The following is a 13805-nucleotide window of genomic DNA, read 5'->3' as shown; positions in this document are numbered from 1 at the left end:
TAAATCATTTTAGCTTATATTTAATTATAACTAATTGTTATCTATAATTGCAGTTTAAATTTAATAAATCTTATAAAATTATCATTAATTGTATTAATTTCAATTTTATACATTTTATAAAAAAAAACTGCTTCAAGTTAGAAATTTACTTCTACCTTAAAACAGACTTGTATGCTTTAAAATTCATTATTCTAATAAAGCTCCTTTTATTATTTTTACAACTTTATCACTCTCAATAGTTTTTATAGACTTTATTTTATTATCTACTATACTTATTGTAAGTATTTCTTTGTCTAATAATTTATTATCTTCTTTTAATCTATAACTCTTCACTACCCTATTTCCTTCATGGTTATATGCTGTTAAATTATAATTGGCATTACCCACGATTTCATTTATCCTAGATTCTTCAACTCCAATATACTCTCCCAAGTCAATGTTTTTATATTCCTCTAAGGATACAGCTGATTTTTCATTATCATTTGTTTCAATCATAATACCATAGCTTTCATCTATAGCTGTTATACTTTGTGATGAAAAGGAATTTGTTTCAACATTAACAACTTTATTTTTATTAATGTTAATGTATAAAGCACTTCCATCTAATTCATTGTTTCCAGTATATTTAGGGTAAACTAATGTCATATAACTTGATGTATTTATATCTTGCATTGTATTTGATTTTTTTAAATTCTTATTTTTTATATAATAAATTGTGTTATAAGGTATTCCCATATTTTTTATAACATATTTATAATCTTTATCCATCATTTCATTAACATCATTTTGAACTTTTGTCATAGTTTTTTGCTGTGTTGCTTTACTTGCTACTTGATTTTTCTCTTTAGTAGTTTCTTTATGACATCCAACAAGTACAATCCCTAAAATAGTTACACAAACTAATGACCTTTTTAACTTCATAAATCAATCCTCCTTTCTTAAATTTTATAATATTTATCTATATCTCATTGTGTGATTATCTTTTTTTTCAATAATTACGTTTATTATTTTATAAAATAATTATATAATATTTATTTAAATTTAATAAGATTAAGAAGCTATCTGTAATTTTTTTGTAACAAAACACATTTTAAAGTTGAATTTTGAAAATTCAATTTACAAGATACTTGTGGTAAATATCCTTATAACATTATACCAAATTATTCCTAAACAATCAAAAACTCCATAAACATTTTAAGGTTTTCTATTTCAAAAAATCACCTTTAACTATTAATTTATCAAATATGTTATAATAGTTTTAGATAATTTAAGGAGGATTAAATAATGGATTTTAAACAACTTGAAGTATTTGTTGCTGTTGCAAAACATCAAAGTTTTTCAAAAGCTGCAAGAGAACTTTTTTTAACTCAACCTACTGTAAGTGCACACATACAAAATTTAGAAAGAGAGTTAGAAACTGTACTTATAAACAGAAGCAACAAAGTTATTACACTCACAAAATCTGGTGAAATTCTTTATGAGCATGCCATATATATATTAAATAACTGCAAACGTGCAATTTATGATATAAAAGAATATTCAGGTAAAATAGAAGGCATTATAGATATAGCATGTAGTTCTATACCTGAAACTTATATTTTACCTGATTTTATGAAGAATTTTTCTATGAGTTATCCAGATGTAAAATTTTCCATAAGCCATTATGATTCTCAATATGCTATATCAGAAATTTTAAATGAACGGATAAGCTTTGGATTAGTTGGTTCTAAAATTAACAATCCTCAAATCGAATATCTAGACTTATTAGATGATGAACTTGTACTTATTACTCCTTCAGATTTTAAAATTGATAACAATAACAATTACATTGATATAGAAGAATTGGCTTCTGTCAATTTTATTATGAGAAAAGAAGGCTCTGGTACTAGAAACTTAATACTAAACACACTTAGCAAAAATAACTTTCCGGTAAACAAATTAAATGTAATAGCTCATGTAGAATCAAATGAAGCCATTAAAGAAATGGTTAGATTAGGCCTTGGTGTATCTTTTATATCATATATTTCAGCTATTGATTATCTAAATGCAGGCAAAATAAAATGCTACAAAGTAAAAGATGTTGATTTTACAAGAAAATTTTTCTTTATTTATTCTAAAAAGAAAACTTTTTCTCCATTGGAAGATAAATTTCTAAACAGACTATGTGAGTACTTTGAAATCATAATATAATAATTTTAATACACGACACTCAAATTTAAATTATAAGCTGTTAAATAATAAAATAATAAATAAGTAGTATTATACTATGTTCATTTAATTAATGAGCATAGTATAATACTACTCTATTTGCTTATTACTTATTACTTATTACTTATTACTTATTACTTATTACTTATTACTTATTACTTATTACTTATTACTTATACTATTGTATATTAAACTTATAAATTTATATTAAACTTATAAATTTATATTAAAAAACGATTTATATCCTTTGTACATTTCATATATATCTACTTTAGAAACAATCTCATGCGGTGCATGCATATTTAAAACACCAACACCACAATCTATAACCTCTGCACCTTGATTTGCTAAGATATAGGCTATTGTTCCACCTCCACCTTGGTCCACTTTACCAAGTTCAGCAGTTTGCCATACTACATTACCCTCGTTAAAAATTCTTTTTACTTCTGATATAAACTCAGCATTAGCATCATTACATCCACTCTTACCTCTCGAACCAGTATACTTATTTAAAACTATTCCATTTCCCATATATGCAGAGTTTCTTTTTTCATATGCCTCATCAAAATTTGGGTCATATCCAGCTGCAACATCAGCTGATAATACTTTACTATTTGCTAAAGCTCTTCTTAACTTAATATCACAGTAATCGCCTTCTAAAGCTATTAACTCAGCCACAGTATTTTCAAAAAACTTTGAATGCATACCTGTATTTCCTTGGGAGCCAACTTCTTCTTTGTCTACACATAATGTAACTGAAGTAAATTCTGGTTGTCTAGTCTCTAGTATAGCTTTTACAGCAGCATATGAACATACTCTATCATCATGACCATATCCTAATACCATTGACCTATCAAACCCCAAATCTCTTGCCTTCCCAGCTGGAACTACTTCAATCTCAGCGCTTAATAAATCTTCTTCAACTATACTATATTTTTCATTTAAAATTTTTAATATATTTGCTGTTATAGGTTCTTTTTCTTCGCCATCCAAAGGCATATTTCCAATTAATACATTTAAAGCTTCACCACTGATTCCTTCTGACAATTTCTTTTGCATTTGGTTTCCAGCTAAATGAACTAATAGGTCAGTTACACAAAACACTGGGTCACTGTCTTCTTCACCAATAGATACATCCACCTTTGTACCATCATTTAATATAACTACTCCATGTAAAGCAAGAGGAATAGCTGTCCATTGATATTTTTTAATTCCTCCATAGTAGTGAGTCTTAAAAAAACCTAGATTAGCTTCTTGATACAATGGGTTTGGTTTTAAATCTAATCTTGGAGAATCTATATGACTACCTATAATCTTCATACCTTTTTCTATATAGTTTTTACCTATTACAAAAAGTGCCACTGCTTTTTCTTTATTTATAGCATAAATCTTGTCCCCATGACTTACACTTCCATTTTCCATAGCTTCATCTATTGAAATATAACCATTTTCTTTAGCCAATTTTATAATTTCTTTTACTGAAAGTCTTTCAGTTTTTGATTTACTTAAAAAATCCATATAATTGCGAGCATATTCCATAACCTGTTCAATAGCATTCTCTTTTTTTTCAATTTCCCATGCATTCTTAAATTTATGCTTTAAGTCCATGTTTTCCTCCTATTAAGTTTTAATTTTTATTATTTTTCATATATTGTTCATATTCTTCTGGTGAGACTACTTTAACACTATCAAGTCTTGATTTAAAATGAGCTCTAAAATTTTCTAAATATTCCTTTCTTAAAATCTCCCTTTCTTTGATTTCATCATCAGAAAGAGCTCCCTCTTTATTTTTCTTTGCTAATTCATTAATCCTATCTAATTTCTTCTTGTCAAACATTTTTTCCTCCTAAAAAACTTCTATTTATTAATAAAATAATTTATTACTTTTTATATCTAACTTATTTTTATATTCACAGAAAAACTCTTCTATATTATCACTTATTATAGATATTCCCTTTTCTAACTCTTCCATACTTGGACGAGCTATATTTATTCTAAAAAATCTATCATCCACTAGATTATCAAAAAAATAAGTCCCTGGAAGCATGGATACTCCTTTATTTAACATAAAACTTGTAAAGCTTTGTGATGTATACCCTCTTGGCAATTCTAAAAAAAAGTTTATACCTCCACAAGATTTTCTAACTTTTAATTTACCACTCAATTTATCATTAATCAAGTTTTTTGCTAACTTGTACTTATCAGTATATATCTTCTCTATATGACTTAGATAATTCTTCCAATTGAAATTCTCCATATAGTAATACATTGATTTTTGAATAAGACCTGGTGTTGATATGTCTGATGAATATTTAGCCCACAAAACTTTTTTTAATAATTCATTTGGCATTTCTACAATTCCTATTCTTAAGCCTGGCATAAGTATTTTTGAAAAACTCTTTATATATACTACCCTATTTTTATCATCATAGCTCCTGACTGTCCTATTATCCTCTGAATCAAATATAAAATCACTGATAAAATCATCTTCAATTATATAAAAATCATGCTCTTCTGCCAATTCTATTAGCTTCTTTTTTTTATATGTAGAATAAGATATACCTGTTGGATTTTGAAAATTAGGCATAATATATATAAGTCTTGGTTTTATTTTTTCCAATTTTAATTTTAAAATACCTATATCAATTCCATCATCTAACATAGGTATAGATATTATTTTTGCACCTCTACTTTTAAATACTTCAATTGCTCCATTGTAAGAGGGTTCTTCCATAAAAACAACATCAGAATAACTTATAAGCCCTTTACAAACTATATCTATACCTTGCTGTGCTCCTGAGATTATTTGAATGTTTTCTTTAGTAGTATTTATATTTTCATCACTTAAATACTCTACCATCTTTTCTCTTAACTCCTCAGAGCCTAGCCCTTCATCGTAATCAAATATTGAACTTCCATCTTTAGATAATGCCATGTTTACAGCATTTTTAAATGAATCTATAGGAAACATATCATTAGATGGATTTCCATTATCGAAATGAATTAAATCATCTCTTTGTCTAATATTCTTGTTTTTCCCTTTATCTATACCATTTTTATAAGAATTTGAATTTGATACAAAAGTTCCACTTCCTATAATTTTATATACATATCCTTCATTTTCCAAAAGCTCATATACTTTAACTATAGTAGTATTATTTACATGTAAATAATCTGATAACTTTCTTATTGGTGGAAGTTTTTCATGCTCAACTAGTTCTTTGTTTATTATTAACTGCTTTATATGATTAAATATTTGTATATATTTAGTTGACTTCCTTTCACTTAAATCTATTTTGTATTTTTCCACATTTATCACCGCTTATTGTTTTTATATTTTATTGATGCCTTAGCATATATTTGATATTATTTAGTATGTATATATAATACCAAAATTTTTATAAAAAGGGGAAATATTTATGTTTTACGACTATCACATGCACTCAAGTTTCTCTACTGATGGAAAATCTACAATGGAAGAAATGATAAAAAAATCTATAGACCTTGGTATAAATGAAATTTGTTTCACAGACCATGTCGATTATGATGTTTATGCGGATGATTCTTTTTCGATTGTTTACGAAGATTATTTTAAAAGTCTAGAAACTCTTAAAAATAGATATAAAGATAAAATATCAATAAAAAAAGGGATTGAATTTGGAGTTCAAACTCAATTAATAGATACATATAGAAAAGAAGCTCATCAATATCCATTAGATTTTATAATATGCTCTATTCATGCTATAGATACAATGGATTTATACCTTGGTAGCTATTTTGAAGGTAAGACTCAACATGAGGTCTATGAGAACTACTACCTTTATTTGTATAATATTGTTAAAAACTACAAGGATTACTCTGTTTTAGGTCATTTAGATTTAATTAAAAGATATGCACCTTATGATACCATCCTAGATGACAGACTATTTTCAGATATAATTGAAGAAACTCTCAAGCAAGCTATCTATGATGGTAAAGGTATCGAAATAAACACATCTTGCTACAGATACAACCTGCCAGATTTAACTCCATCTAGATATATCCTTCAGATGTATAAAGATTTAGGAGGAGAAATCATAACCACAGGCTCAGATTCACATCATGTAAGTCAAGTTGCATATGAATTTGATTACATATATTCATTACTAAAAAACATGGGATTTAAGTATGTATCTAAATTTAATAAAATGAAACCAGAATTTATAAAATTATAAATTTTTACACCTCCTTATGAATATATTTAAAAGATAAGGAGGTGATTTTTTTGAAAGTACCTTATTTAGTACTATCAACAGTTATTTTATTTATGTCTAACTTTGTCGTAAGAATATTTGGATTTTTATATAAAATATTCTTATCAAGAGCTTTAGGCGAAACAGGTCTAGGTATATATCATATGATTTTTAACTTTTTAATGATTTGTTTAGCTGTTACAACAACTGGAATACCTACTGCACTTAGTTGTCTAGTTGCAAAAAGAAAAGCTTTAAATGATAAGCACAACACTAATGCTTTGTTTATATCAACTTTATACATATCATTTTTTGTAGCATTAATTATATCTATAGTTGCATCTTTCAATAGTTCTTTTTTATCACTTAAGTTTCTAAAAGACCCTAAATTGAACTTATTTATACTAGCAGTTTGTCCTGCCATAGTTATAATAACACTTTCAAATGTACTTAGGGGGTATTACTACGGCATAAAGAACGTAAAAGTTCCTGCTATTGGACAAATTATTGAACAGATGGGTAAAATTCTATTTGTTTTTTTACTCGTTATGTATGTAAATGATAAGTCTATGAATTGTTATATTGCTCTTTTAGGTATATCTATTGGTGAATTGAGTAATATCATATTTATGCTCATATGTTTATGTCGAGATTCTTCATTTGACAATAAATATATTATAAGTATAAAAGATTTTTATACTTCCTCTATGGAAACATTGAAAATGTCCATACCTATAACTTGCAATAGAATGTCAAATATACTTTTACAATCTATTAGCTCTATGATGATACCATCAAGATTAGCATTATCAGGCATGACTTATCAACAATCATTAAGTATGTATGGTGTCGTCAGCGGGATGGTAATGCCATTTATATTTTTACCATTTACTGTTGGCTCAGCACTTATTGTAAATTTGATACCTACTATATCACAAGAAATGGCCTTAAGAAAACGTAAAAGTGTCCTAAAAAAAATAAAGTATTCTGTACTCCTAACTTTGTTTGTAGGTATACTATCATCAGTGTTTTTTTATTTCTTTGGAAAAGATTTATGTATACTAGTATTTAAAAATAAACTTGCTGGAGAATATTTAAAAGCTATGTTTTTAGTACCACTATTTATGTCACTAAATCAAACACTATCTGGTATTTTACATTCAATAAGAAAAGAATTAGCTTCAAGTATAAACACTATCATTGGTATGTTAATTCAGCTAGTAGCTCTATATGTATTTCTTCCCATTCCAGGACTTAATATTTATGCATACATATACACAATGACAATAGTATCAATATTTACTTGTTTATTACATACTATAGTACTTTTTAAATCTATAAAATCTATACATTAGTTATAAATAACGTGAAGGCTACCAATGTAAATCATCTACTATTGGTAGCCTTCCTTAAATGATTTTTATTTATAATTTAAACTGTCTATATATCTACCTATCTATCTGTGGCAACCTGAATTTCCACTTCCATGATTAGGTCCACATTGCGAAAAATCACATACTTTAGAGAAAGTATCAACAAGTCTTGGTTGGATTGGGTTTGGTGATGCTAAAACTACTATTTGTTCACTTATTAATGTGCTAACTGTTTCTTGTAAGCAAAGTACTAAATCTATATCATTTGGTATAATTAATTCATACATAGGTTCACAACATTCATTACATTCTAATTTTAATATAGATTTTCCTATACAATCTACAGTTAAGTTAGTTTGGTATTCTTGTCTTAAAGTGACAGCTCTTCCGTCAGCTGGCAAGCATATTGGTGCTGAAAGTGTGTTAAAAGTAAATTCTACAAAATCAACTCTTCTCTTACATCCACCTCCTGCTCTAACTGCTGGGAAAGCTAATGCAACGAATTCTGTACATCCACATCTACCTCTTAGTTCTAATACTAGATTACGAACTGCTACAGTTAAGCCTCTTTGTTTATAAGCTACTGATTTGCCTTTTCCTTGTCTACAACATTCAGCGTTTCTTTCTCCACATACTGCATATTCAAAAGTTGTTTCACAGTTTCTTCCTATTATATCTCCTAATGGATCTAAATCGAAATCTTCTAAAGTTGTCATTCCTGTGTCTATAACTATTCCATCATTACTTAAGCATATTTTATCTATAGTTACACTTGCTCTACCTGCACTTGGAACTGAACCAAATACTTCTACTACTTCTGTTTCAAAAGTTAATGGTTCTCCATTTGGTCCAGTTGCATCTGTAAATGTTTGGAATTGCATAGTATCAAAAATTCTATTAGCTTCTATTGCAAATGGAACTGCATTTGCTACAGAAAAGTTTCTTGGAGATATAGGATTACAGCAGTTTGGTCCACATTTGTTTTCAAAACATTCATCTGAATCCATTTGGCATGGTTCACAATCACATTTACAATTATCATGGCATCCACAATTGTCATCACATGGATTAGGTTTGCATGGATTAGGTTTACATGGATTGCATGGATTAGGTTTACAATCATCATGACAATCACAATTATTATCATTGTTACATCCATTATGATGATGTGATTTTTTGAATCCTCTCATCTCATCTGAACTTATTTCATCTGTATACACTTCTTCTTCATTCATTGTAGACATTGGCTGATTTAGCATTCTTCTTTTATTTTTTTTGTAATCTTGCATTTTTCATTGCCCTCCCTGTAAGCGATTCTTATTAAGTCTTCGGCTTTTTATAGCCTAATTAATACTATGCACTTATAATCCTAATTGTTACTTAGCTTTTTAAATTTCTCAATAATTAGGTATATTTGGTAGAAAAATGCATTTTAATAAAAAAAAGTACTACTATTTAAAATAGTAGCACTTTTTTTGTCCCGAAACACCGGTGGCTAAGTAAATTCACACCCTAGGCACTCCCAGGTGGGTGACTTGCCAGTAACCTTTAACGTCCAAACTAAACAGGCATGTTATAATTTACTAGACACGGTCTCCCGTATTTCATTTGTAGGTTGAATTTAAAAAAGCCTTATCGTATGTTTCAGGATTTCATATTATTATTATATAATAAATTTTGAATTTTTTAAAGTGGTTTTATATAGTAATTAAGATAATCTTATTCTAGTATTACTTTTTCTTCCTTTTCTCTTTATGTATTTAGTTAATTATTACTTTCTCTTAGCTTTACTTCTAGTATTTTTTTCATTACGATTATGTTCATGCTTTTGTTCATTAACATCATATAATTCTTCATCATATACTATATTTTCATCATTTTCTGCATACTCATGGTCTGTTTCTTCATCTTCTGTTAATTCTTCTTCATTATCATCTATCTCATCTTCATAATCTAATTCTTCATCTTCATATGTTGACTCTTCATCTTCTTCATTATTATCTTCATATTCATCATCATCATCATTATTACTATCATCACCTCTTAAAAGATTTCCTAGCAGTTTAAGATTATTCATACTACCTAGATTATTTATATTTGCCAAAGAACTTAAACTAAATCCACCTTCACCAAAATCATCAGGTAAAAACAATTCTGCAAATAAATCTATCTTTTTTTTCATTCCTATAGCCTTTTCAACAGAATTTTTTCTCTTTTCTGGAAATACATCTATAATTTCTTTTATCATCATATTTTTTTTGTCTTCACTATCCATTTTTCTAAAAAAATCTGTTTCCTCTTCAACATCTACCACATCTATATTGTTAAGTTTCTTTATGCCTCTAACTAAGTCCAAAATACTTTCTATTTTTACTAGTATTTTCCTTTCATCTCTTGACATGTATTTTTTAGTTCTTGTTATTATTTCCATTCCCATTTCTAGGTCTTCTTCACTCAAATCCATAAGTCTTAGACCTCTTTTTATATCATTTGCATCAAACCTTAAAGTTTCATGTATAGCTTTTGATAATTTCTCATTTGAATTTTTTTTGTTTTTTCTGGCTCTATTATTTTTTTTTGATTTATCTTTATCATCAAATATAGAGATATTACCATTACTCAATGCAATCACTCCAATCAAAAATAGTAAGTTATTCAAGACAATTCCCCCTTATATTATATAATTGCCCTATATTAAAGTATGTTTTTCATATTTTAATGTTCCATTTTTAAAGCTCAGTGCATATATATTATCTATAAGAATTTTTATTTATATTATATATCACTCACAATTCACCACTTCAATATTATTTCTATATATAAATAGTATGAATATAATTCAATATATATTTATAGAAAGGGGTTTTTTTATGAAAAAAATAGATACAGATTCATTAGAAAAGATGGCTAAGCAAAAAAATATTGACAAGGATAAGATAGAAAAGATTGCTGATAATTACAAAGGGAAATCAGAAAGTGAACTTATGGAGGAACTTATAAAGATAGGTAAGAACCTAGATGGAAGAGAGGAAGTAGTATCAAAATTCAAAGCATTTTTAGATGACAATCAACGTAAAAAATTAGATACTATAATGGATAAAATATCAGATGCAGAGACTCAAAGAGATACTAAACCTGCTAAAACTAAAAAGACTAAGCAACCAACTAAAGGTAAATCAAATACACCTGCACCAAAAAATACACCAAATAATCAACAAAAAAAATCTAAGAGTATATTTAAGAAAACTAAAAAATCCAATCCTCATGAATAAACAAAAATAAACTACTTTTAAGGCTTAAAGTTATTATTTTTAACTAAAATATTTTAATTGCATATTATTTAAACTAAAAATCAGGTAGTGTTTTAAACACTACCTGATTGACTTTAATAACTTTATTTCTTTCTCTCTATAACACTTTCTCTATCAACAATTTGATAAGGTAATTCTATTTTCTTGTTTTCAATTAATTCTTTATTGATTAATTTAATAACCATTCTTATTGCTACTGCTCCCATATCATATAAAGGCTGATAAACTGTAGTAAGCTTAGGCCTATACATCTTAGCTATCTTAACATCATTAAATCCTGCAACTGATATGTCTTCTGGAACCTTATATCCAGCATCACAGATAGCATTTATAGCTCCTATAGCAGCCTCATCACCCGTAACAAAGGCTGCATGAGGTATTATTCCTTCATCCAATAATTCTTTCATACTATGGTATCCACTTTCATAATCAGTTCCACCATATTTGATTAAACTCTTGTCCAACTCTATATTATTACTTGAAAGTGCTTCTTCGTAGCCTGAAAGTCTTTCCATTTCTAAAACAGTATCATCTTTACTTGTCATTATAAAAGCTATCTTTTCATGACCTTTCTTTATAAGATGTTCTGTCATATCAAAAGTAGCTTCTTTATTACTAGTGCTCACTGTGTATATATCATAATTTCTAGCAGTTTTACTTATATATGTTGCTGGTATACCACAATTTTGTATATAGTTGATATGCTCTTGTTCAACTACCCATGAAATCATAACTATACCTTCTACTTGTTTTGCTCTTAATAGATTTATACTCTTTAACTCTTGTTCTTTATCAGAGTATGTATTAGCTAAAAGAATATCATAATCATACATTTTAGCAACTTCTTCTATTCCATTTAATATCTCATTAACAAAAGAATCTGAAACTTCTGGAACTATTACCCCTATTAATTGACTCTTTTTAGTTACTAAGCTTCTTGCAAGTGGATTTGGAATATATCCAGTTTCTTTTATAACCTCTAAAACTTTTTGTTTGACTTCATCAGTCACAGGTTTTGAATCATTTATAACTCTAGATACTGTAGATATTGACACGCCTGCTTGTTTAGCAACATCTTTTATCGTTATATTACTTTTCATTTTCATCCTCCTAATTTTGCTAAATTTATCTAAATCTGAACCAAATTTATACAGGTTCTTATTTTAACTATATTTATATAAGTTCTTATTTTACCATAAAAGCAAGTACATTTAAATACATTATATTTTATATTATACCCTATATTCAACAATTTTAATAATATTCATTCTTAATTTAAATTACATTAAAAAATAAAATAAAAAAATGCTGGTATAAAACATACCAGCATTTTTTCACTTTAACAGTTTAGTTTTAGCAGCCGCAGCCACAACCATCATCACCATCAAAGAATCCACCACATGAACAAGTTATTAATAATAGTATTAAGAATGGTATCCATGACATTATATCGATATCTCTCCAACAATCTTCAAAAGCTAAGAATAGGAAGAATAATACGATTATCCACCATCCTCCCCCACCAAAACATCCATCGTTTCCAAAAAATCTATCTAACATAATAAACTCCTCCTTTTTTAATAATTACTACTCTTATTCTAAACATCCACTACAGCAGCAAAGTATTAATAAAACTATTAAGAATGGAATCCATGCCATTATGTCAAATTCTGCCCAGCTCTCTCCAAAAGCTAAAAATAGGAAGAATAGTACGATTATCCACCATCCTCCTCCACCAAAACATCCATCTTCTCCAAAGAATCTATCTAACATTCCACGTTACCTCCTGTTGATATTTTGTTGAGCTTTTCGCTCCTAACATATACTATGCATTTGGTTTCCATTTTGCTAATGTATTTTTATTATTTTTTTATTTTTTTTATCTTAACTAAAAAAGGCAAAACCATAACTTGTATAAGTTACTGGCTCTGCCTATTTAATAATCAATATTTTTTAGCAACAACAACCATCATCGAAGTTAAATAACAACAATACTATTAATATAACCCATATCCATATATTGTCATCGCATAATAAGTCTTCTAAAATGTCTGTACATAATAATAAGAATACTATAACTATTATTATCAACATTTTATTACTAAAAAATCCTTCGCATCCTCCAAAGAAACGTTCCATATTGTCTTCTAATTTTGTCATAACTAATCCTCCTTGAATCATTAAGAGACTAACTTTTGTCTCTTTAATTAAATATATGTAGTAATAGACAGATAAGTTACTTCTAAAAAGTTTTTATTGATTAATTTATTTATTTCTTTTTCTCCTAGTTTATTGTATCTATCAACTTCATCTAAATAATCCTTTTTTTCTTCTGATATAGTATAAATTAAACTTTCTATTGATTTTACTTTGTATTCTTTATATCTTTCTATCAAGAAGGATGTTTTTGAATTTTCTATGCCTTTCTTTACATGCATTAATCTTGATATATAATCGTCCTTTTCATTAGATACATAGCTTTCCTTCTCTGCTACATCTTCAAGAATTAAATTGGTTTCCATTACATAGTCCTCTATTCGTTGCATATCTAAAGTTATTGAATTATAATAAAAATTTACTGCTATAAGTAAAAATATTCCTACAGATGTTAGTAATAAGCCTACATATTTCATAGCATTTCCTCCTAAGTTATATTTGTTATCAATAAAGTTTATTCATCA

15 protein-coding genes and 1 other RNA gene are annotated in these 13805 nt (G+C 27.5%); 4 read left to right on the top strand and 12 right to left on the bottom strand.

What is annotated here, in order from left to right; translation table 11 throughout:
* Window positions 1–186: 186 nt before the first annotated feature.
* Complete coding sequence (locus tag IC173_RS00240; protein ID WP_227434039.1) at window positions 187–921, bottom strand: hypothetical protein; 735 nt, start codon at window positions 919–921, stop codon at window positions 187–189.
* Between the two features lie 363 nt (window positions 922–1284).
* On the opposite strand from IC173_RS00240, the gene IC173_RS00235 reads away from it, so the two are divergent.
* A complete protein-coding gene (locus IC173_RS00235) occupies window positions 1285–2190 on the top strand; it encodes a selenium metabolism-associated LysR family transcriptional regulator (protein WP_227482171.1) in 906 nt (301 codons plus the stop codon).
* Between the two features lie 231 nt (window positions 2191–2421).
* Here the strand turns inward: IC173_RS00235 and IC173_RS00230 are convergent, their stop codons facing one another.
* Genes IC173_RS00230 through IC173_RS00220 form a run of 3 tightly spaced genes read right to left on the bottom strand, consistent with a single transcriptional unit; the run spans window position 2422 to window position 5518 of the window.
* On the bottom strand, window positions 2422–3816 hold the full coding sequence (locus tag IC173_RS00230) for an aminopeptidase (RefSeq protein WP_227855000.1): 1395 nt from the start codon (window positions 3814–3816) through the stop codon (window positions 2422–2424).
* A gap of 19 nt (window positions 3817–3835) precedes the next feature.
* Window positions 3836–4045: a DUF896 domain-containing protein gene (locus IC173_RS00225; RefSeq protein ID WP_227482170.1), complete on the bottom strand. Its 210-nt coding sequence runs from the start codon at window positions 4043–4045 to the stop codon at window positions 3836–3838.
* A gap of 27 nt (window positions 4046–4072) precedes the next feature.
* A complete protein-coding gene (locus tag IC173_RS00220) occupies window positions 4073–5518 on the bottom strand; it encodes a PLP-dependent aminotransferase family protein (RefSeq protein WP_227434036.1) in 1446 nt (481 codons plus the stop codon).
* A gap of 109 nt (window positions 5519–5627) precedes the next feature.
* Here IC173_RS00220 and IC173_RS00215 point away from each other — a divergent pair, with 109 nt between their 5' ends.
* Together IC173_RS00215 and IC173_RS00210 are read left to right on the top strand one after the other, a co-directional pair.
* Window positions 5628–6422 carry a histidinol-phosphatase HisJ family protein gene (locus IC173_RS00215; protein ID WP_227836228.1) on the top strand — a complete coding sequence of 265 codons (795 nt, stop codon included), beginning with the start codon at window positions 5628–5630 and terminating at the stop codon, window positions 6420–6422.
* Between the two features lie 50 nt (window positions 6423–6472).
* Window positions 6473–7795, top strand: coding sequence for a polysaccharide biosynthesis protein (locus IC173_RS00210; protein WP_227831261.1), 1323 nt, complete (start codon window positions 6473–6475; stop codon window positions 7793–7795).
* 101 nt (window positions 7796–7896) lie between these two features.
* Here IC173_RS00210 and IC173_RS00205 read toward each other — a convergent pair whose 3' ends face one another.
* From IC173_RS00205 to IC173_RS00195, 3 genes are all read right to left on the bottom strand, one after another.
* Complete coding sequence (locus IC173_RS00205) at window positions 7897–9102, bottom strand: hypothetical protein (RefSeq protein WP_227482168.1); 1206 nt, start codon at window positions 9100–9102, stop codon at window positions 7897–7899.
* Between the two features lie 184 nt (window positions 9103–9286).
* Window positions 9287–9467, bottom strand: a non-coding RNA gene (gene ssrS / locus IC173_RS00200) — 6S RNA.
* A 117-nt stretch (window positions 9468–9584) separates the two neighbouring features.
* Window positions 9585–10472 carry a hypothetical protein gene (locus IC173_RS00195; RefSeq protein WP_227854999.1) on the bottom strand — a complete coding sequence of 296 codons (888 nt, stop codon included), beginning with the start codon at window positions 10470–10472 and terminating at the stop codon, window positions 9585–9587.
* Window positions 10473–10683: 211 nt separating this feature from the next.
* Here IC173_RS00195 and IC173_RS00190 point away from each other — a divergent pair, with 211 nt between their 5' ends.
* Window positions 10684–11085 (top strand): hypothetical protein, encoded by a 402-nt coding sequence (locus IC173_RS00190; RefSeq protein WP_227434031.1) that lies wholly within the window; start codon window positions 10684–10686, stop codon window positions 11083–11085.
* A 122-nt stretch (window positions 11086–11207) separates the two neighbouring features.
* Here the strand turns inward: IC173_RS00190 and ccpA are convergent, their stop codons facing one another.
* From ccpA to IC173_RS00165, 5 genes are all read right to left on the bottom strand, one after another.
* Window positions 11208–12230: a LacI family transcriptional regulator CcpA gene (ccpA, locus tag IC173_RS00185; protein WP_413926669.1), complete on the bottom strand. Its 1023-nt coding sequence runs from the start codon at window positions 12228–12230 to the stop codon at window positions 11208–11210.
* 247 nt (window positions 12231–12477) lie between these two features.
* A complete protein-coding gene (locus IC173_RS00180) occupies window positions 12478–12684 on the bottom strand; it encodes a hypothetical protein (protein WP_227434029.1) in 207 nt (68 codons plus the stop codon).
* A 33-nt stretch (window positions 12685–12717) separates the two neighbouring features.
* On the bottom strand, window positions 12718–12897 hold the full coding sequence (locus IC173_RS00175) for a hypothetical protein (protein WP_227434028.1): 180 nt from the start codon (window positions 12895–12897) through the stop codon (window positions 12718–12720).
* A gap of 180 nt (window positions 12898–13077) precedes the next feature.
* Window positions 13078–13284 carry a hypothetical protein gene (locus IC173_RS00170; protein WP_227434027.1) on the bottom strand — a complete coding sequence of 69 codons (207 nt, stop codon included), beginning with the start codon at window positions 13282–13284 and terminating at the stop codon, window positions 13078–13080.
* Between the two features lie 47 nt (window positions 13285–13331).
* The gene (locus IC173_RS00165) at window positions 13332–13757 is read right to left on the bottom strand and encodes a hypothetical protein (RefSeq protein ID WP_227434026.1); all 426 of its coding nucleotides are present in this window, start codon (window positions 13755–13757) and stop codon (window positions 13332–13334) included.
* Window positions 13758–13805 lie beyond the last annotated feature (48 nt).

The sequence above is a fragment of the Clostridioides sp. ES-S-0048-02 genome (assembly GCF_020658495.1).
Taxonomy (GTDB): Bacteria; Bacillota; Clostridia; order Peptostreptococcales; family Peptostreptococcaceae; genus Clostridioides.
Note: the sequence above shows the minus strand (reverse complement) of the source record. Positions and strands in the feature narration are given on the sequence as shown.